Below are 20,000 nucleotides of genomic sequence, written 5' to 3'. Positions count from 1 at the left end.
ATCCGAAGATGCGCCTTTTTAGACTGCGTGGAACTCAGTGCGCTTTCACGCCGCAGCCTTACTCAGCCTTCGGCGTCTCGCGCAGACGGATATGCAACTCGCGCAGCGCCTTGGCATCCACCACACCTGGAGCCTGGGTCATGACGTCCGCAGCACTCTGGGTTTTCGGGAACGCGATCACTTCACGGATCGACTGGGCGCCAGTCATCAGCATCACCAGACGGTCCAGGCCGAAGGCCAGGCCACCGTGGGGCGGCGCGCCGTATTTCAGGGCGTCGAGCAGGAAGCCGAACTTCTCTTCCTGTTCTGCTTCGTTGATGCCCAGCAGGCGGAAGACCGACTGTTGCATTTCCTTGCGATGGATACGGATCGAACCGCCACCCAACTCAGTACCGTTCAAGACCATGTCGTAGGCACGGGACAGAGCGCCAGCCGGGTTGGCTTCCAGCTCGGCCGGCGTGCACTTCGGCGCGGTGAACGGGTGGTGCAAGGCGCTGAAGCTGCCGTCGTCGTTCTCTTCGAACATCGGGAAGTCAACGACCCACATCGGCGCCCATTCGCAGGTCAGCAGGTTCAGGTCGTGACCCAGCTTGATCCGCAGCGCGCCCAGGGCCTCGCTGACGATCTTGGCCTTGTCGGCACCGAAGAACACGATGTCGCCGTCAACCGCGCCAACGCGATCGAGGATCTCGTTCAGGTTGTCCAGCGGGATGTTTTTCACGATCGGCGATTGCAGGCCGTCAACGCCATTGGCGCGCTCGTTGACCTTGATGTACGCCAGGCCCTTGGCACCGTAGATGCCGACGAACTTGGTGTAGTCGTCGATCTGCTTGCGCGGCATGCTCGCGCCGCCAGGCACGCGCAGGGCAGCGATGCGGCATTTAGGGTCGTTGGCCGGGCCGCTGAACACCTTGAAGTCGACAGCCTTGAGCTGGTCGGCAACGTCTACCAGTTCCAGCGGGTTACGCAGGTCTGGCTTGTCGGAACCGTAGCGGCGCATGGCTTCTTCGAAGGTCATGTGCGGGAAATCGCCGAATTCCAGGTCCAGCACTTCCTTGAACAGGTTGCGGATCATTTGCTCGGTCAGGCCCATGATCTCTTTTTCATCGAGGAAGCTGGTCTCGATGTCGATCTGGGTGAATTCCGGCTGGCGGTCAGCGCGCAGGTCTTCGTCACGGAAGCACTTGGCGATCTGGTAGTAACGGTCGAAGCCGGCCACCATCAGCAGTTGCTTGAACAGCTGCGGCGATTGCGGCAGGGCAAAGAACGAACCGGCGTGGGTACGGCTCGGCACCAGGTAGTCACGCGCGCCTTCCGGGGTGGCCCGGGTCAGGATTGGCGTTTCAACGTCGAGGAAGCCGTTCTCGTCGAGGAAGCGACGGATGCTGGTGGTCATGCGCGAACGCAGGCGCAGCTTCTCGGCCATTTCCGGGCGACGCAGGTCGAGGAAGCGGTAGCGCAGGCGGGTTTCTTCGCCCACGTCGGAGAACTCGTTGAGTGGGAACGGCGGGGTTTCCGACTCGTTCAGCACTTCCAGTTCATAACCCAGCACTTCAATGCCGCCGGATGCCATGTTCTTGTTCACGGCACCGGCCGGACGCAGGCGCACCTTGCCGGTGATCTTCACGACGTATTCGCTGCGCACGCGGTCGGCGGCGGCGAAGCTTTCGGCGCGGTCCGGGTCGAACACCACCTGGGCCAGACCATCACGATCACGGATATCGAGGAAGATGACCCCGCCGTGGTCGCGGCGACGGTGAACCCATCCGCAAAGAGTGATTTCCTGACCTTCCAGGGTCTCGTTCAGTTGGCCGCAATAGTGGCTGCGCATCATGGTAGTGGTTTCACTTCTCGTAATTCGAAATTCGGTGGAGGCCTGCCTCGTCACCGTACATTTAAGCCAGGGGACGGATAATGCAGGAGCCTGCGCGTAGAGTTCAACTCAGTCTGCTTTGTCGCCGCCGGCCAGATTCTTCTTCGAGCCGGTCTTGAAGTCGGTCTCGTACCAGCCGCTGCCACTCAGGCGGAAGCCTGGCATGGACAACATCTTCTTGAGCTCCGGCGCGTGGCAGGCGGGGCAATCGACCAGCGGTGCTGCGCTGATCTTCTGAATGGCTTCCAACTGATGACCACAGGAAGCACATTGATAGTCGTACATGGGCATGGCGATGTCTCGGCGATCAGATCATTACTGCGCCACGCCTGCCCATTGGAGAGTAGACCAGGCACACGCAGCAAAGCGCGGGATTATATAGGGTAAATCAAGGCAGCGCAGCCGGCTTTCTGCCCGAGACACGGCCCGCCTGGGCAGCGGGCCGCAAGCTTACCCGTGGTTCTGTGGATCTACATGGCCCTTTAAAGCATGAACCACACACACGACCCGGACCAGGCCACTGAAGTTCTTCACTCCCCCATAACGCAAATGCACTTCCCGATCGACGTAAGACAGCAACGCACTGACGGAACAGGCATTGATCCTGGCGATTTCCGTGAGGATGTTCCAATAGATCTGCTCAAGCCGCAGGCACGTGGAAAACCCATTGAGCCTGACCGATCGGGACAAGGGCCTGGCCAGTCCCATGTCGAACCCCTTTGCAAAGGGATCAACGTTTATCTTATGGAAGCCACCGGCCTCCATCACTCCATTACCCACTCCGCGTGACATACACCTGACACTCCATTGCCAAACAGCAGCCCATGGGTTTGTCCCATGGGACAGTGGGCCTATAAAACAGCAGGAGGACGGGAGCGGCCAGAAGACGCGGAGTTGATAGTTGTAGGACAACGCCAGGAAGTGAAGGGAAACAAGCAAGCGGCGCCAGGGCGGCGCCACTGCGGGTGCGTATTTACTGGTTTTCGAGCAAGGAACGCAGCATCCACGCGGTTTTTTCGTGAACCTGCATACGTTGGGTCAGCAAGTCGGCGGTCGGTTCATCACTGACCTTGTCGAGCAGTGGGAAGATACCGCGCGCAGTGCGGGTAACCGCCTCCTGGCCCGCCACCAGTTGCTTGATCATCTCATCGGCGCTGGGCACGCCCTCCTCTTCCTTGATGGAAGACAGGCGCGCATAGATCGAATAAGCGCCGGGTGCCGGGAAACCGAGGGCACGGATACGCTCGGCAATGGAGTCCACCGCCAGCGCCAGTTCGTTGTACTGCTCTTCAAACATCAAGTGCAGCGTACGAAACATGGGGCCCGTGACGTTCCAATGGAAGTTGTGGGTCTTCAGATACAGTACGTAGGTATCGGACAGCAGACGTGACAGCCCATCGACGATGGATTTACGGTCTTCTTCACTGATACCAATATCGATTGCCATGTTTTTCCCCTTCAATTGACGAACGTTCATTGATCAGGTGCAGGACCACTCTAGCAAGAGAGTCGGCCTTGTGCAGCCCGAGGCCCCAACGGGACATGCGGCAAATTGCCCCTTCTACGCTGTACGGGCCGACGCAGGGCAAGCTGTCGACCCTGCAGGAAAAGCTCAAAAACGCCCACACCTCTCTAGAACAAGCCTTTGCCGAAGAAATGCCAACGCCGTCGCAACACCCTGAAATGCTTGATTTGAGTAGGCACAGCCTTTGCTGTTAAATAGGCGGCGTGTGGCTGCCGTTAATGTTTGCGGCACGTTACATAGGCTGATACCCGCGCACGTGCTCAACGCCTCCCATTGTTCAGAAGCGAACCGTGCCAGTCAGCTCTTCCTTGTGATCCGTCTTAACGTGAGTTAATCAAAATGTTGAAAATCGTCCACCTGCTAACGGGCGTTGCAGCGTTGCTGCTGTCCTTTATCCCGAGCCTGCAGCCTGAAAGCCTGCCCTACCTGCAACAACATGACGCTCTGTACCTGGCCTTGTTCGGCCTTCTTAACCTGACGCTGGCACCGGTGATCCCTTACTGGAACAAAGGCACACGTCATCAACTGCAAAACCTGGTCAGCGCGCTGCTGGTACTGACCGTCGTCGTGCAAACCCTCACCCTCCTGGCGCCCATGCCTGAAGTCGGTGGCCACCCGGCCATCCTGCTCAGCCTGGTGATTGCTGTCGTCGCTATCGTTCTTCACCTGGCGATCAGCTTCTACCGTTCGTCGCCTGCGGCCGCGTCGCAAAACTACGACATGACCAACCGCGATACCGGCACCGTCAAGTGGTTCAACACGTCCAAAGGCTTCGGCTTTATTTCCCGCGATTCGGGCGACGATATCTTCGTCCACTTCCGGGCCATCCGTGGCGAAGGCCATCGCGTCCTGGTGGAAGGCCAGCGCGTGGAGTTCTCCGTGATGAACCGCGACAAGGGCTTGCAAGCTGAAGACGTGATCGCGGCACTGCCGCGTCGCTGATTTAACGTTCGCAACAAAAAAACCGCGATCCAGTGCTGACTGGATCGCGGTTTTTTATTGCCCGGCTATTGATAGAGCGGCATCAATAATGAGGCGGCGGCGCTTCTTCTTCGGAGGTCTCGAACTGGCCGCCCATTTCTTCCTGGCGCTTGAGCAGCGCGGTCATCTGCATTTGCAGGCGTTCGACCGCCCGCTGCTGGGTGACCAGGATGTCATTGAGGGTTTCGATGGTGTCGTCCTGAAAGGCCAGGCGGCTTTCCAGGTCGTTGACGCGGTCTTGCAAGTCCATGATTCAGCCCTGGGTAAAGATAAAGTCGGCAGGCAGCAGTTCACGCAGGCGCGCGCGAATGGCCGTCACTTGCGCGTCGGTGTAAGGCCGGGCGGGATGCTTGCCCCATACCGGTGCCGGCCAGGCGGCGTCGTCGCGCTTGCGCACGATCACATGCACATGCAACTGGCTGACCACGTTACCGAGCGCGCCGATGTTCATCTTGTCAGCGCCCAGACCTTCGTTCAGCACTTGGGCGAGGGCTGTCGTCTCTTGCCACAAAGTCTGCTGGTCGGCGACATCCAGTTGAAACACTTCACTGATAGCGTTGATGCGCGGCACCAGGATGAACCAGGGGTAATTCGAGTCATTGGACAGCAGCAGGCGGCACAGAGGGAAATCCCCAATGGCCAGCGTGTCTTGTTGCAGGCGTTGGTCTAAGGCAAACACCGCGGGCACTCCATTCGGCAAGTCAGTTTCAGGCGCCCAGCATACCTTCGAATGCGTCCGCCTTCACGGCGAAGACGCTGCCCGGCAAAAAGACCTGCACCTTTTCGATGCAGACGGATATTTCGACTACGCTAAGTCGGGCTTCAGCGAGGCGCACCAAAATGACTCACTTGTGCCTCATAGAGATCCGCCAATTACCCACTGATGGGGTGAACCGGTAACGTTTTGCTTTGGGACACTGTTTACGGATGAATGCACAGGGGTAATGACCCAGCGTCAAGGCCAAACCAAACGGCGTAAAAACCCCGTGCTTATGCGGTTTTTACACGGCGATCACAGTTTTCACGAAAAAATGACATTCGGTTACCGCTTTGTGCACGCTTGTTGCATTCAGACTCATATCGTCGGCAACAACACCGACTTGGAAGTCGGTGTTACGCGATAAAAACAGCAGCGTTTCAATGCATACCGAGGAAGGATCCAAACGTTTAAAAACGTTTGAAAACAGCATTGAAGTTGTCAGTCCCGTTACATTAAGGACTGTGAATTTGCGACATGGATCTAGCAATTTACGACAGCCTCGTAAAGAAGCTGAAAGGAAAGATAGGCAAGTATCGCCAAGTATTGTCAGCGTGATATACCTTTGCGCCGACACAAAAAGAAAGAGCCGCCCAGACAAAAATACAGGTGGGACGGCAGTACTCTTCCTAAAAACCAAAGGAGCAAATCACGATGCGCGTGATGAAGTGGAGCATGATCGCCCTGGCTGTAGCAGCAGGCACCTCGCAGTTCGCAATGGCGTCCGACCAGGACGACTCCAAGGGTTTTGTTGACGACAGCAAATTCAGCATCAACACCCGTTTGTTGAACTTCCGTCGGGACTTCCGTAACAACGATTCCGGTAAGAGCTACACCAACGAGACAGGCCTGGGCTTCAACGGCCTGTACCAATCGGGCTTCACCCAAGGCACCGTGGGTGTGGGTGTTGACGTGATCGGCCTGCTGGGCGTGAAACTGGACAGCGGCAAGGGCCGTAACGGTACCGGCCTGTTCCCGAACGGCTCGGATGGTCGTGCCCAGGATGACTATTCCAAAGGCGGCGGCGCCATCAAGTTCCGCGTGTCCAACACCGTCCTGAAAATCGGCGACCAGTACACCACCGCACCTGTGTTCGCTTCCGACGACAGCCGTCTGCTGCCGGAACTGCCACAAGGTATCTCGTTGACCAGCACCGAGATCAAGGGCCTCAAGCTCGAAGCCGGCCACTTCACTTCCAGCGTCGCGCAGTCCCAGACCTTCAAGGACAGTATCCTCGACTTCCCTGAAACCGGCCGCGGCATCAAGCAGGCCAACTTCTTCGGCGGCGTGTACTCCTGGACTCCAGAGCTGAGCACCAGCCTCTACTACTCCAAAGTCGAAGACTACTGGCGCAAACTCTACGCCAACGTCAACTGGACTCACGCCCTGGGCGATGACCAGTCGGTGGCTGTGGACTTCAACATCTACGACACCAAGAGCTCCGGCGAAGGCCTGCAACGCGCCTACAAAGACGACGTGACCAAGCTCGACAACCGTGCATTCAGCTTGCAGGGTGCCTACACCCTCGGCGCGCACACCTTCACCCTGGCCGCTCAGAAGGTCAGCGGCGATGGCGACTACGGCTACGGTATCGATGGCGGCGGCACAGTCTTCCTGGCCAACTCCGTTGCCCGTTCCGACTTCAACGCCGAAGGCGAGAAGTCGTTCAAGGCTCGTTACGACCTCGACATGGCCACCTTCGGTGTTCCAGGCCTGACCTTCGGTGCGGCCTACATCACCGGTAGCGGCGCCAACACCGCCACCACCTCGAACGGCAAAGAGTGGGAACGCGACATCGAAGCCAAATACGTGATCCAGAGCGGCCCAGCCAAAGACCTGAGCCTGCGTATTCGTCAAGCGACTTATCGTTCGTCGGATGGCGTTTACTACGGTTCGTCGTCCATCGACGAGCTGCGTCTGATCGCAAATTACCCGCTGAACATCCTGTAACTGCTCGCGCAATTACAACGATGACTTAAGGCTTCGGCCTTAAATAAAAAGCCGCTCCCCTGTGTACAAGGGAGCGGCTTTTTTATTGCAGTTTTATTTCAGAAGAAAAATAACTAGCAAGCTAACTAACGAGCCACATCAAAAAGTTTAAACCTGACCTATCGACCAGGTTAAACACTGCAGCACCTTATTACTTCGCCGCCGTTTCCTGCATCACGCGAATAACCCGCTGCGGAAACGGGATATCAATCCCCGCCGCTTTCAAACGGTCGCGTGCAAGTTCATTCAACATGAACACCACATCCCAATAATCCGCCGTCTTGGTCCAGCAACGCAGGGAAACTGTGATGGAGCTGTCGCCCAAGGTCGACACCACGGCCACCGCAGCAGGGTCAGCCAGTACACGCGGGTCTTTCGCCAACTCCAGCAGCACCTCACGGGCTTTCTGCAGGTCGGCGTCATAGTCCACACCCACGTCAAACACCACCTTGCGGGTCGGCTGACGGTTGGTGTTGGTGATGATGCCGTTGGACAGGCTGCCGTTCGGGATGATCACCGTCTTGTTGTCGCCTGTACGCAGCACGGTGTGGAAGATCTGGATGCTGTCGACGGTACCGGAAGTGCCCTGGGCTTCGATCCAGTCACCAATGCGGAACGGGCGGAACAACAGAATCAGCACGCCACCGGCGAAGTTCGCCAGGCTGCCTTGCAGTGCCAGGCCAATGGCCAGGGTCGCGGCGCCGATTGCAGCAACGAACGAGGTGGTCGCCACGCCGATCATCGAGGCCACGTTGACCATCAGCATCACTTTCAGCGCGATGTTGGCCAGGTTGGTGATGAAGTGTTGCAGCGCCAGGTCCGCATTACGCAGGGCCAGTAAACGCCCCACCCGGTGGGTCAGGATATTGATCAGCCACCAGCCGATGGCCAGGGTCAGCACGGCCAGGAATACGCGGCTGCCATATTCCATGATCATCGGAACCCAAGACTGCGACGTCTTGATCAGTTGATCCACTTCAGCGTTCAAATCCATCTACATTCTCCTGTCTAGCGGATGTGCGGCTTTAAATTGAGTACCCAGTAACGCAATTGAGCCCCGTAGGGCTCAATGGCAGGCGCAGGTTCTGGGGCGTGGGACGTCAAAAACGCCCTCAGGTTCCCCAAATGGCCATCAGTCGCGGAAGTTATTGAACTGCAGCGGCATGTCGAAGGTCTTGGCGCGCAGGGCGGCAATTGCTTCTTGCAGATCATCACGCTTCTTGCCGGTGATACGCACCTGCTCACCCTGGATGGCCGCCTGGACTTTCAGCTTGGCGTCCTTGACGTGAGCAACGATTTTCTTCGCCAGCTCCTTGTCGATGCCTTCCTTGAGGACGGCTTCCTGTTTCATCAGCTTGCCGGAGGCGTAGGCGTCCTTGATTTCAAGGCACTGCGCGTCGATCTTGCGCTTGACCAGCGACAGCTTGAGGATCTCGATCATCGCTTCCAGCTGGAAATCGGCTTCAGCGGTCAGGTTGACGGTCAGTTCCTTTTCCTTGAATTCGAAGCTGCCCTTGCCTTTCAAGTCATAGCGACGGTCCAGTTCCTTGACGGCGTTCTCGACGGCGTTGGTGACTTCGTGTTTGTCCAGTTCGGATACCACGTCGAACGAAGGCATGTCATTTCTCCAATATAAGGGGCGGGCTCAGTAGAGATGGAGCGCGCCCGAGCTAAAATGCCGGGGCATTATAGCGGTTCTTTCGCCTCGTTCACTGCGGGCGACCCTACGGAGCAAAAACTGATGTCGATCACCTGGCATATTCTCGGCGCCGGCAGCCTTGGCACCCTATGGGCTACACGGTTGGCGCGCGCGGGCGTGCCCGTCAGGTTGATCTTGCGCGACAAAACCCGTCTGGCCAGCTATCAGGCAGGGCCAGGGCTGACGCTGGTGGAACACGGCATCGCACACACCTACCCGGTGATTGCTGAAACATCCGACAGCCCGGAGCCAATCCATCGCCTACTGGTCGCGTGCAAAGCCTACGACGCCCAAGGTGCCGTCGCACAACTGCAACACCGATTAGCAGCGGACGCTGAATTGATCCTCCTGCAGAACGGCCTCGGCAGCCAGGATGCGGTGGCCGCGCAGTTGCCCCTGGCCCGCAGTATTTTTGCCTCCAGCACCGAAGGCGCATTCCGCGACGGCGACTGGCGCGTGGTGTTCGCCGGCCACGGCTACACCTGGCTGGGTGACGTCGGCCATCCCACCCCGCCGCTGTGGCTGGAAGACCTGCACGCAGCCGCGATCCCCCACGACTGGAGTACCGACATCCTCACCCGCCTGTGGCGCAAACTCGCACTCAACTGTGCGATCAATCCACTGACGGTGCTTTACCAGTGCCGCAACGGCGGCTTGCAGGCCCACGCATGTGAAGTCGCAACCCTCTGCGCGGAGCTGAGCGAGCTGCTCGAATGCTGCGGCCAACCCGCCGCCGCGCAAGACCTGCACAGCGAAGTGACACGGGTGATCGAGGCGACCGCGGCCAATTACTCCTCGATGTATCAGGACGTGGCCAACGCCCGGCGCACCGAAATCAGCTATCTATTGGGCTATGCTTGCCAGGCGGCGGCCCGTCACCAATTGAACCTGCCCCACCTGCAGCAGTTGCAAGTACGCTTGGTCGAGCAGTTACGCGCACGCGGATTGCCCCAAGACTGAGCCACGCGCTACCCTGCCCGCCTGTCTATCACCTGGGAAAACCCTGATGCCGCTGCGCCAGCGTCTTGAAAATCTACCGGTAGGGCAGAAACTGCTGGCCGCCCTGCTGGTGCTGCTGACCACCGTACTGCTGGTGGCCAACCTCACCTTTATCAGCGCCGCCTACTGGATCTCCCAGGAAAGCATGGCCCCCCAGGCACTCCAGGCCATTGGCCGATTGGTGTCCAACCCAGCCCTGGCGGCCGAAGCCCTTGAATCCCCGGCCAAAGCCGACGCCCTGCTCAATGAACTGACCAGCTACTCGCCCCTGCGCGCAGCGGCCTTGTATGACGGCGAAGGCAACCGCCTGGCGCAAATGCAACACGGCGACCGCCTGCACCTGCCCGACCACTACCGGCACATCGAAGCCTGGCGCGTCACCGAGTTTCGCAGTAACCAAATCATCACCCTGCCCCGCCCGGGCCAGCCGTCCGGCCACTTGTTGCTGGTGGCCAGCAGTGAACTGCCGGTGGCGTTTTATACCGGGACCTTGACAGCCAGTCTGGGCATCCTGATTTTCAGCGTACTGCTGTGGCTGATCATCGCCCGGCAGATCAAACGCCTGATCACCCGGCCGATCCACGAATTGGAAGAACTCTCGCGCCAGGTCACCCGCGAAGAGAACTACGCCCTGCGCGCCGGCCGTGGCAACCACGATGAAATCGGCAGCCTGGCCGAAGCCTTCAACACCATGCTGTCGCGCATCGAAGCCCGCGAGCAGCAGCTCAAGCGCGCCCGCGATGATTCCCAGGAAGCCTACGCCCAGGCCCAGGGCCTGGCCGAAGAAACCCGCCACACCAACCGCAAACTGGAACTCGAAGTCCAGGTGCGCAGCAAGATCGAGAAAAAGCTCACCGGCTTCCAGAACTACCTCAACAGCATCATCGACTCCATGCCATCCGCCCTGATCGCCCTGGACGAACAACTCTACGTCACCCAGTGGAACCAGGAGGCCAGCGCCCTCTCCGGCACACGCCTGGATGAAGCGCTGAACCAGCCGATCTTCCTCGCCTTCCAGCCGCTCAAACCGTACCTGCCACAGATCAAGGCCACCGTTGAACAGCACACCGTGGAGCGCATCGAGCGCGTCACGTGGATCAAGGACGACGAGCCCAAGCATTACGCCCTGACCTTCTACCCGCTGATGGGCGGCGCCGGGCGTGGCGTGGTGATCCGCATCGACGACATCACCCAGCGCCTGTCCCTGGAAGAGATGATGGTGCAGTCGGAGAAAATGCTCTCCGTCGGCGGCCTGGCCGCCGGCATGGCCCACGAGATCAACAACCCGCTGGGGGCGATCCTGCATAACGTGCAGAACATCCGCCGCCGCCTGTCGCCCGACCTGCCGAAGAACCTTGAACACGCCGAGCAGGTGGGCGTCGAGTTGGACGTCGTCAACCGTTACCTGCGCAGCCGCGAAGTGCCGCAACTGCTCGACGGCATCCAGCAGGCCGGCGCGCGGGCGGCGAAAATCGTGACGCACATGCTCAGTTTCAGCCGCCGCAGCAATCGACAGATGGCGCCGTGCGACTTGCCCGCGCTGATTGATCAAGCCGTGGAAATCGCCGGCAATGATTTCGACCTGACCATCGGCTTCGACTTCAAGGGCCAGGCCATCGTGCGCCAGTTCGACCCGCAACTGGGCCCGGTGCCCGGCACCGCCAACGAACTAGAACAGGTGCTGCTCAACCTGCTGAAAAACGCTGCCCAGGCCATCCACCTGCGTGAAGACGACCGCGAGCCGGGGCGCATCATCCTGCGCACCCGCCTCAACCCGCCGTGGGCGGAAATCCAGGTGGAAGACAACGGCATCGGCATGAGTGAAAACGTGCGCAAGCGCACCTTCGAGCCGTTCTTCACCACCAAGGAAATCGGCCAGGGCACCGGGCTTGGGCTATCGGTTTCATATTTCATCATCACCAACAACCACAAGGGCCAGATGGAAGTGCACTCCACCCTCGGCCAAGGCACCTGCTTCACCTTGCGCCTGCCCCTGGCCGGCAGCCAACTGCCGCCTTACGAACTGACTCAACTGGAGCAATGACCATGGGCTTTCGCCTGTCGAAGATCTACACCCGCACCGGTGACAAAGGCGAAACCGGCCTTGGCGACGGCCGCCGCGTGCCCAAGGACCACCCTCGGGTCGAGGCGATTGGCGAGGTGGATACGCTGAATAGCCAGTTGGGGTTGTTGCTGGCCAATCTGGAAGAACAGAGCGGCAAGCATCCCGAATTGAAGGATGTCATCGAGGTGCTGACACCTTGCCAACATCGCCTGTTTGACCTCGGCGGCGAGCTGGCAATGCCGGTGTACAAGGCCTTGAATGCGGCGGAAGTGGACCGGCTGGAAGCAGCGATTGACCGATGGAACGAGGAAGTCGGGCCGCTGGAGAACTTCATCCTGCCCGGTGGCTCGGCATTGATCGCCCAGGCCCATGTGTGCCGCAGCCTGGCGCGCAGTGCGGAGCGACGGTGCCAGCAGTTGAATGCGATTGAGCCGTTGGAAGGGGTGGGGTTGGCGTATATCAATCGGTTGTCGGATTTGTTGTTTGTGGCGGCAAGGATTATTGCTAAGCGTCAGGGTGTTGCGGAGGTTTTGTGGCAGGCGGCGGCTAAACCGCACTGATGATTTTGTAGTGCCTGATCCGGCCTCATCGCGGGCAAGCCCGCTCCCACATTGGATTTGTGAATACTTTCAAAATGTGGGAGCTGGCTTGCCTGCGATGAGGCCGGCAAAGCTACATCAAACCTCAGGCCAGAACGCCCGGATCCCCGCCACACCCTGAGCCCCAGCCTCCCAAGCCTGTTCCCGCTCGGCCGGCCCAACCCCACCCAGCAGAAACACCGGTTTGCTGAACCCACTGATCAACTGCGCCGCCTGCTCCCAGCCCAACGGCTGCGCGTCAGGATGAGTCTGGGTCGGCTGCACCGGCGACAGCGTGACAAAGTCCACGTCCATCAATTCGGCCAGTGCCAGCTCTTCAGCGTTGTGGCAAGACGCCGCCAACCAGCGATCCTTCGGCAGCGGTCGACCTTTGCTCGCGTACTTGCGCAGTTGCGCCGAGGTCATGTGCCAGCCGGCAGAAGGAAAATCCCCCAGCCATTCAAATGGCCCCTTGAGCATCAACTGCGCCTTGCCGGCACACAGCCCAACCGCGTCCACCGCCAAGTCACGGTATTTCGGGTCGTAACCGTTAGGCGCACGCAGTTGAACCAGTTTGATCCCGCCAGCAATGGCTTTCTGGATGCCACGCAACAGCGTCGGGGTTTCCAGCTCGCCTGGGGTGATCAGGTATTCGGCCGGCAAACGCGCCGCCGCCACAATCGGTGCATTGGCCGCCGGGAATTCGTAGTTAGGCAGGTCCCGAGGGGCGACCCATTCCAGCGGCTGCCCTTCGGCACCGTGAGGCTCACCGGTAAACGCCGACACTTCCCAGACATCCAGCAACACCTGTTTGTCCGGGTAGTCATGCTGCACCTTGATCAGCGGCCGCGCCGTGGTGACCTGGATGCCCAATTCTTCTTGCAACTCGCGGGACAGCGCGGTGGCGACCGATTCACCGGCCTCCACCTTGCCCCCGGGAAACTCCCAGAGGCCGCCCTGATGTTGGGTGTCGGCGCGGCGCGCCAGCAGAATCCTGCCGTCGACACCACGGATCACCGCTGCTGCTACATGCACTCGTTTCACCGCGCTTATCCTCTTGGCGATCAGGTACGGTATTCCGCGTTGATCTTCACGTACTCGTGGGACAGGTCAGTGGTCCAGATGGTTTCGCTGCAATCGCCGCGACCCAACTCGATGCGAATGGTGATTTCTTCCTGCTGCATCACCGCCGAGCCCTGGGCTTCGGTGTAGGTTTCGGCACGGGCGCCACGGCTGGCGATGCACACGTCACCGAGGAACACGTCGATCTTGCTCACGTCCAGGTCCGGCACGCCGGCACGGCCAACGGCGGCCAGGATGCGGCCCCAGTTCGGGTCGGAAGCAAACAGCGCGGTCTTGATCAGCGGCGAGTGGGCCACGGTGTAGCCCACATCCAGGCATTCCTGGTGGTTGCCGCCGCCGTTGACTTCAACGGTGACAAACTTGGTGGCGCCTTCGCCGTCGCGCACGATGGCCTGGGCCACGTCCATGCACACTTCGAATACGGCCTGCTTCAACGCCGCGAACAACGGGCCGTTGGCCTCGGTGATTTCCGGCAGGTTGGCCTGCCCGGTGGCGATCAGCATGCAGCAGTCGTTGGTCGAGGTGTCGCCATCGATGGTGATGCGGTTGAACGACTTGTTGGCACCATCGAGGATCAGGCTGTGCAACACCTCGCGGGAAACCTTGGCGTCGGTGGCGATGTAGCCGAGCATGGTGGCCATGTTCGGGCGAATCATGCCCGCGCCTTTGCTGATGCCGGTCACGGTAACGGTCACGCCATCGTGCACGAACTGGCGGCTCGCGCCTTTGGGCAGGGTGTCGGTGGTCATGATGCCGGTGGCAGCGGCCGCCCAGTTGTCCACCGACAGGTCATCCAGCGCGGCTTGCAGGGCGCCTTCGATCTTCTCGACGGGCAGCGGCTCGCCGATCACACCGGTGGAGTACGGCAGCACTTGGCTGGCATCGACGCCGGTCAACTCGGCCAGCTTGGCGCAGGTACGCGCAGCCGCCACAAGGCCTGGTTCGCCAGTGCCGGCGTTGGCATTGCCGGTGTTGGTCAGCAGGTAGCGAATCGTGCCAGCCACGCGTTGCTTGGCCAGGATCACCGGCGCTGCGCAGAATGCGTTGAGGGTGAACACGCCCGCGACCGTCGAGCCTTCGGCACAGCGCATCACCACCACATCTTTACGCCCTGGACGCTTGATGCCGGCCGAAGCGATACCGAGTTCAAAACCGGCAACCGGGTGCAAAGTGGGCAAAGGACCAAGACCAACAGCCATGAATGCGCTCCTTAAAAATCAGATGATGTGTGTGCCGTCGTAAGCGACGGTGAAATTAATGGCAAAACGCCGCGACGGCAAAGGCCGGTCGCGGCGCGGGGTGTTGCAGCGTCAGGCGGAAATCTTATTCGATCTGGCCGTGGCAGTGTTTGAACTTCTTGCCCGAACCGCAGTAGCACAGTTCGTTACGGCCCAGCTTCTGGTCATTGCGCACTGGCGTCTGAGCCAAGGCCACATCGACCTCTTCGCCCAATACTTCAGGGGCTTCCAGGCCCGGCGCTTCGTCGTGCTGGAACTGCATGCGCGCAGCCAGTGCCTCGGCTTCCTGGCGCAGGCGCGCCTCTTCCTCGATCGGGTCTTCGCGACGCACCTGAACGTGGGACAGCACGCGGATCGAATCGCGCTTGATCGAATCCAGCAGTTCGGAGAACAGCGTGAACGACTCGCGCTTGTACTCCTGCTTCGGGTTCTTCTGGGCGTAGCCACGCAGGTGGATGCCGTGACGCAGGTGGTCCATGGTCGACAGGTGGTCTTTCCACAGGTCGTCCAGCACGCGCAGTACGATTTGCTTCTCGAAGGTGCGCAGTGCTTCGGCACTCGCTTGCTCTTCTTTCTCGTTGTACGCGGCCAGCAGTTCGGCCATCAGTTTTTCGCGCAGGGTTTCTTCGTACAGGTGGTCGTCTTCGTCCAGCCACTGCTGAACCGGCAAGTCCACACCGAAATCGCTCTTCAACGCGGCTTCCAGACCGGCGACATCCCACTGCTCAGGCAGGGATTGTGGCGGAATGTGTGCGCTGACGGTGGCGTTGAGTACGTCCTGACGGAAATCAGCGATGGTCTCGCCAATGTTGTCGGCGGCCAGCAACGTGTTACGCATGTGATAAATCACTTTACGCTGTTCGTTGTTGACGTCATCGAACTCCAGCAGTTGCTTACGGATATCGAAGTTGCGCCCTTCAACCTTGCGCTGCGCCTTCTCGATGGCGTTGGTCACCATGCGGTGCTCGATCGCTTCACCGGACTGCATGCCCAGGGCCTTCATGAAGTTCTTCACGCGGTCCGAGGCGAAGATGCGCATCAGGCTGTCTTCCAGCGACAGGTAGAAGCGGCTGGAACCGGCGTCACCCTGACGACCGGCACGACCACGCAGCTGGTTGTCGATACGGCGCGATTCGTGACGTTCGGAAGCGATCACCTGCAAACCACCGGACTCCAGCACGGCCTGGTGGCGCTTCTGCCAGTCAGCCTTGATCTGGGCGATCTGCTCAGGGCTCGGGTTTTCCAGCGCCGCGACTTCCACTTCCCAGTTGCCGCCCAACAGGATGTCGGTACCACGACCGGCCATGTTGGTAGCGATGGTCAGTGCGCCTGGGCGACCGGCCTGGGCGATGATCTCGGCTTCTTTTTCGTGGAACTTGGCGTTGAGGACCTTGTGCTCGATGCCTTCCTTGTTGAGCAGGTTCGATACATGCTCGGAAGTTTCGATGGTGGCGGTACCCACCAGGATCGGACGACCCTGGGCCATGCCGTCCTTGATGTCGTTGATGATGGCCGCGTATTTCTCCTCGGCCGTCAGGAACACCAGGTCGTTGAAGTCTTTACGGGCCAGCGGCTTGTTCGGCGGGATAACCATCACCGACAGACCGTAGATCTGGTGGAACTCGAACGCTTCGGTATCGGCCGTACCGGTCATGCCGGACAGCTTGTTGTACAGGCGGAAGTAGTTCTGGAAGGTGGTGGACGCCAACGTCTGGCTTTCAGCCTGGATGTTGAGGTGTTCCTTGGCTTCGATGGCCTGGTGCAGGCCTTCGGACAGACGACGACCGGGCATGGTACGGCCGGTGTGTTCGTCAACCAGCACAACCTGGCCGTCCTGCACGATGTATTCAACGTTGCGGTGGAACAGCTTGTGGGCGCGCAGGCCAGCATACACGTGGGTCAGCAGGCCCAGGTTGTGCGCCGAGTACAGGCTTTCACCTTCGGCCAGCTCGCCGATCTGGGTCAGCATCTCTTCGACGAACTGGTGACCGGCTTCATTGAGTTCGACCTGGCGGGTCTTCTCGTCGATGGAGAAGTGACCTTCTTTGGTCACCACGCCTTCCACTTCCTCGATGTGCTGCTCCAGGCGCGGGATCAACTTGTTGATCTCGGTGTACAGGCGCGAGCTGTCTTCGGCCTGGCCGGAGATGATCAGCGGCGTACGGGCTTCGTCGATCAGGATGGAGTCGACTTCGTCGATCACGGCAAAGTTGAGTTCGCGCTGGAATTTTTCATCCATGCTGAACGCCATGTTGTCGCGCAGGTAGTCGAAACCGAATTCGTTGTTGGTACCGTAGGTGATGTCGCAAGCGTAGGCAGCGCGCTTCTCTTCCGGCGGCTGGAACGGCAATACGACACCGACGGTCAGGCCGAGGAATTCATACAGCGGGCGCATCCAGTTGGCGTCCCGGCGGGCCAGGTAGTCGTTCACCGTCACAACGTGCACGCCCTTGCCGGACAGTGCGTTGAGGTAAACGCCCAGGGTTGCCACCAGGGTCTTGCCTTCACCGGTACGCATTTCGGCAATCATGCCTTCATGCAAGGTCATGCCGCCGATCAACTGGACGTCGAAGTGGCGCATGCCCATGACACGCTTACCGGCTTCACGGGCGACCGCAAAGGCTTCGGGAAGCAGCTTGTCGAGGGTTTCACCTTTGGCTATGCGGGCCTTGAACTCTTCGGTCTTGGCGCGCAATTGGTCGTCCGAAAGGGCAACCATCTGCTCTTCGAAGCCATTGACCAGCTGCACCGTCTTGAGCATGCGTTTGACTTCGCGCTCATTCTTGCTTCCAAAAAGTTTCTTTAACAAAGGCGCAAACATATCGGCAGGTTCTTCCACACATAGGGATGGAGGGCGCACCGTGAGTGGCCCGAGCAGCCCTCACGGCCGCATGCGAACGCGCATTCTACCCGGAATCGTGGGTGAGGAAAGTGGCGTTGTTCCTCGATGCCGGCATGGTGCTGTGAGAGGGCTTGTTTAAAATAAGGGCTTTTGCTGGAACTTCAACCCATGGAGCACAGAAGTTACCTATTGATTTCACAGGTTTTGCCCCGTCGATGCGTTGCGTGGGGGCATTCGGGCGCTTTCTGCTAAGATGGCCGCTCTGTTACTTAAGGTGTCCAATAATGGCATTTCGCCCTCTTATAGCCCGCGCTCCCGGCGCGTTGCTTCGCGAAGCCAAGCCGTTGAAAGCCATCTTTGGCCATGCGCAACGCTTGGGCCATCTGCAACGCCTGCTCGAAACCCAGCTGCAACCCGCCGCACGCGAACATTGCCACGTGGCGTCCTGGCGCGAGGGCAACCTGCTGCTAATTGTCACAGACGGCCATTGGGCAACCCGCTTGCGTTATCAGCAAAAACGCCTGCAACGGCAGTTGATGGCCTTTGATGAATTCGCCAGCCTGATGCGCATCCAGTTCAAGGTCCAGCCGCCCACCGTCCAGCAAGGCGCGGTGGGGCACACCATGGACCTATCGGAAAACGCGGCCGAAACCATTCAGGCAACGGCCGACGGGATCAGCGACCCAGGCCTGCGCGCAGCATTGGAACGGCTCGCCGCCCACGCCAAGCCGAAGGCCTGAACCACTACTTGCGCTTACTGCCGCCGAGCAACGACCCCAACAAACCCCGCACCAACTGCCGCCCCATCTGATTGGCAGCTTGTTGCATCGCGGATTTCAGCGCCTTGCCCGCCGTGGTACTCAGGAATGCACCGGCCTTGTCGGTAAAGCTCGGTTCCTCATCGGCCGGCTTGGCCTCTTCGGTCGGCCCCAACTCTTTACGCGCCATCAGCACTTCGTAGGCTGATTCGCGATCGATCGGCTTGTCATAGCGCCCCGCAAGCGGCGAACTGGCGACCAGCGCCGCGCGCTCAGCCTCGCTCAACGGCCCGATCCGCGATTGCGGCGGTGCAACCAATACGCGCTGGACGACTTCCGGCGTGCCTTTTTCCTGTAGCGTCCCCACCAATGCCTCACCCGTGCCCAGCTCGGTCAGCACCGCCAAGGCGTCAAAGGCCGGGTTTGGCCGGAAACCATCCGCCACTGCCCGCAGGGACTTCTGCTCTTTGGTGGTGAACGCCCGCAGGCCATGCTGGATACGTAGGCCAAGCTGCGCCAGCACCGTGTCCGGCAGGTCCCCTGGAGATTGCGTGACGAAATACACGCCCACCCCTTTGGAACGGATCAACCGCACCACCTGCTCCAGGCGCTCTTGCAACGCCTTGGGCGTATCGGCAAACAGCAGATGCGCCTCATCGAAAAACAGCGCCAGCAACGGTTTGTCCGCATCACCGCGCTCCGGCAATTGCTCGAACAGCTCCGCCAACAGCCATAACAGGAAGGTCGCATAGACCTTCGGCGACTCATGCACCAGGCGGCTGGCATCCAGCAGATGGATACGCCCCCGACCGTCGCTGGCCGGTTGCAGGATATCTTCGAGTTGCAGGGCCGGCTCGCCAAACAAGGCTTCGGCGCCCTGCTGCTCCAGCACCGCCAGGCGCCGCAGCAATGCCTGGCTGGAGCCGGTGGTCATCAGCGCCGCATCGTCGCCCAGCAGTTCCGGGTGATAACGCAGGTGGTTGAGCAGGGCCTTGAGGTCCTTCAAGTCCAGCAGCAACAGGCCTTCGCGGTCGGCCACCTTGAAAGTCGCGTAGAGCGCGGACTGCTGGCTGTCGGTGAGTTCCAACAATGCTCCCAGCAGCAACGGGCCCATTTCGCTGATGGTGGTGCGCAATGGATGACCGGACTGCCCGTGGATATCCCACAACGTGACCGGGTAAGCCTTGGCCGTGTAATTGAGGAAGGGCATGCCGGCAATCCGCTCGGCCACCTTGCCTTGCGGGTTGGCTGCGGCGCCCAGGCCACAGAGGTCGCCCTTGATGTCGGCGGCAAATACCGCCACACCCGCGTCGCTGAACGCTTCCGCCAGGCGCTGCAAGGTCACGGTCTTGCCCGTGCCGGTGGCGCCGGCAATGAGCCCGTGGCGGTTGGCCAGGCGCATGGCCTGGGCGATGGGCTGGCCTTCAAGGTCTGCGCCGATCAGGAGTTGCTTGGAGTCGGACATTTTCTCACCCGTGGTTAAGCTTTAGTGCTGCAAGGTCGATATAGACAGATGTGAGACCCACAAAGTCTAAAAATAGGTCAGATCGTTCCCACAGGAGCCAGCGGAACTGTCACAAGCAATAACACACCTTTTTTGACGCTGCCATTCC

18 protein-coding genes are annotated in these 20,000 nt (G+C 59.9%); 6 read left to right on the top strand and 12 right to left on the bottom strand.

Annotation, left to right across the window (positions count from 1 at the left end):
* Positions 1 to 58: 58 nt before the first annotated feature.
* From aspS to J1G37_RS06785, 4 genes are all read right to left on the bottom strand, one after another.
* On the bottom strand, positions 59 to 1,834 hold the full coding sequence (aspS, locus tag J1G37_RS06800; protein ID WP_017738029.1) for an aspartate--tRNA ligase: 1,776 nt from the start codon (positions 1,832 to 1,834) through the stop codon (positions 59 to 61).
* A gap of 108 nt (positions 1,835 to 1,942) precedes the next feature.
* Positions 1,943 to 2,164 (bottom strand): zinc ribbon domain-containing protein, encoded by a 222-nt coding sequence (locus tag J1G37_RS06795; RefSeq protein ID WP_207040638.1) that lies wholly within the window; start codon positions 2,162 to 2,164, stop codon positions 1,943 to 1,945.
* 159 nt (positions 2,165 to 2,323) lie between these two features.
* On the bottom strand, positions 2,324 to 2,665 hold the full coding sequence (locus J1G37_RS06790; RefSeq protein ID WP_207040637.1) for a ribbon-helix-helix domain-containing protein: 342 nt from the start codon (positions 2,663 to 2,665) through the stop codon (positions 2,324 to 2,326).
* A 181-nt stretch (positions 2,666 to 2,846) separates the two neighbouring features.
* A complete protein-coding gene (locus tag J1G37_RS06785) occupies positions 2,847 to 3,320 on the bottom strand; it encodes a Dps family protein (RefSeq protein ID WP_207040636.1) in 474 nt (157 codons plus the stop codon).
* 417 nt (positions 3,321 to 3,737) lie between these two features.
* On the opposite strand from J1G37_RS06785, the gene J1G37_RS29125 reads away from it, so the two are divergent.
* Positions 3,738 to 4,340, top strand: coding sequence for a cold-shock protein (locus J1G37_RS29125; RefSeq protein WP_005790922.1), 603 nt, complete (start codon positions 3,738 to 3,740; stop codon positions 4,338 to 4,340).
* Between the two features lie 82 nt (positions 4,341 to 4,422).
* Here J1G37_RS29125 and J1G37_RS06775 read toward each other — a convergent pair whose 3' ends face one another.
* Together J1G37_RS06775 and J1G37_RS06770 are read right to left on the bottom strand one after the other, a co-directional pair.
* The gene (locus J1G37_RS06775) at positions 4,423 to 4,629 is read right to left on the bottom strand and encodes a SlyX family protein (RefSeq protein WP_016975456.1); all 207 of its coding nucleotides are present in this window, start codon (positions 4,627 to 4,629) and stop codon (positions 4,423 to 4,425) included.
* A 3-nt stretch (positions 4,630 to 4,632) separates the two neighbouring features.
* The gene (locus tag J1G37_RS06770; protein ID WP_124524950.1) at positions 4,633 to 5,058 is read right to left on the bottom strand and encodes an HIT domain-containing protein; all 426 of its coding nucleotides are present in this window, start codon (positions 5,056 to 5,058) and stop codon (positions 4,633 to 4,635) included.
* Between the two features lie 732 nt (positions 5,059 to 5,790).
* Here J1G37_RS06770 and J1G37_RS06765 point away from each other — a divergent pair.
* A complete protein-coding gene (locus tag J1G37_RS06765) occupies positions 5,791 to 7,086 on the top strand; it encodes an OprD family porin (protein WP_207040635.1) in 1,296 nt (431 codons plus the stop codon).
* A 190-nt stretch (positions 7,087 to 7,276) separates the two neighbouring features.
* On the opposite strand, the gene J1G37_RS06760 is transcribed toward J1G37_RS06765, so the two are convergent.
* Complete coding sequence (locus tag J1G37_RS06760) at positions 7,277 to 8,119, bottom strand: mechanosensitive ion channel family protein (RefSeq protein WP_017738035.1); 843 nt, start codon at positions 8,117 to 8,119, stop codon at positions 7,277 to 7,279.
* A 138-nt stretch (positions 8,120 to 8,257) separates the two neighbouring features.
* A complete protein-coding gene (locus tag J1G37_RS06755) occupies positions 8,258 to 8,743 on the bottom strand; it encodes a YajQ family cyclic di-GMP-binding protein (protein ID WP_003209785.1) in 486 nt (161 codons plus the stop codon).
* Between the two features lie 123 nt (positions 8,744 to 8,866).
* Between J1G37_RS06755 and J1G37_RS06750 the strand changes: the two genes are divergently transcribed.
* From J1G37_RS06750 to J1G37_RS06740, 3 genes are read left to right on the top strand one after another with little or no spacing between them, the layout of a single operon-like run.
* Positions 8,867 to 9,784 carry a putative 2-dehydropantoate 2-reductase gene (locus J1G37_RS06750; RefSeq protein WP_207040634.1) on the top strand — a complete coding sequence of 306 codons (918 nt, stop codon included), beginning with the start codon at positions 8,867 to 8,869 and terminating at the stop codon, positions 9,782 to 9,784.
* Positions 9,785 to 9,830: 46 nt separating this feature from the next.
* Positions 9,831 to 11,867 (top strand): ATP-binding protein, encoded by a 2,037-nt coding sequence (locus tag J1G37_RS06745; RefSeq protein WP_207040633.1) that lies wholly within the window; start codon positions 9,831 to 9,833, stop codon positions 11,865 to 11,867.
* A 2-nt stretch (positions 11,868 to 11,869) separates the two neighbouring features.
* Positions 11,870 to 12,448, top strand: coding sequence for a cob(I)yrinic acid a,c-diamide adenosyltransferase (locus J1G37_RS06740; protein WP_207040632.1), 579 nt, complete (start codon positions 11,870 to 11,872; stop codon positions 12,446 to 12,448).
* A 117-nt stretch (positions 12,449 to 12,565) separates the two neighbouring features.
* On the opposite strand, the gene J1G37_RS06735 is transcribed toward J1G37_RS06740, so the two are convergent.
* The 3 genes from J1G37_RS06735 to secA all read right to left on the bottom strand — a co-directional run bounded on the left by J1G37_RS06735 (position 12,566) and on the right by secA (position 17,608).
* Positions 12,566 to 13,510 carry a Nudix family hydrolase gene (locus J1G37_RS06735; protein WP_124524955.1) on the bottom strand — a complete coding sequence of 315 codons (945 nt, stop codon included), beginning with the start codon at positions 13,508 to 13,510 and terminating at the stop codon, positions 12,566 to 12,568.
* Between the two features lie 20 nt (positions 13,511 to 13,530).
* Positions 13,531 to 14,748 carry a bifunctional glutamate N-acetyltransferase/amino-acid acetyltransferase ArgJ gene (gene argJ, locus J1G37_RS06730; RefSeq protein ID WP_207040631.1) on the bottom strand — a complete coding sequence of 406 codons (1,218 nt, stop codon included), beginning with the start codon at positions 14,746 to 14,748 and terminating at the stop codon, positions 13,531 to 13,533.
* A 124-nt stretch (positions 14,749 to 14,872) separates the two neighbouring features.
* The gene (secA, locus tag J1G37_RS06725) at positions 14,873 to 17,608 is read right to left on the bottom strand and encodes a preprotein translocase subunit SecA (protein ID WP_207040630.1); all 2,736 of its coding nucleotides are present in this window, start codon (positions 17,606 to 17,608) and stop codon (positions 14,873 to 14,875) included.
* 305 nt (positions 17,609 to 17,913) lie between these two features.
* Here secA and J1G37_RS06720 point away from each other — a divergent pair, with 305 nt between their 5' ends.
* The gene (locus J1G37_RS06720) at positions 17,914 to 18,369 is read left to right on the top strand and encodes a DciA family protein (RefSeq protein WP_026136959.1); all 456 of its coding nucleotides are present in this window, start codon (positions 17,914 to 17,916) and stop codon (positions 18,367 to 18,369) included.
* A gap of 4 nt (positions 18,370 to 18,373) precedes the next feature.
* Here J1G37_RS06720 and J1G37_RS06715 read toward each other — a convergent pair whose 3' ends face one another.
* Positions 18,374 to 19,852 carry a helicase HerA-like domain-containing protein gene (locus tag J1G37_RS06715; RefSeq protein WP_207040629.1) on the bottom strand — a complete coding sequence of 493 codons (1,479 nt, stop codon included), beginning with the start codon at positions 19,850 to 19,852 and terminating at the stop codon, positions 18,374 to 18,376.
* Positions 19,853 to 20,000 lie beyond the last annotated feature (148 nt).

It is taken from the genome of Pseudomonas sp. Marseille-Q1929, assembly GCF_017316265.1.
Classification (GTDB): Bacteria; Pseudomonadota; Gammaproteobacteria; order Pseudomonadales; family Pseudomonadaceae; genus Aquipseudomonas.
The sequence above is the reverse complement of the archived record's forward strand: the minus strand, read 5'-3'. Positions and strand labels throughout refer to the sequence as shown.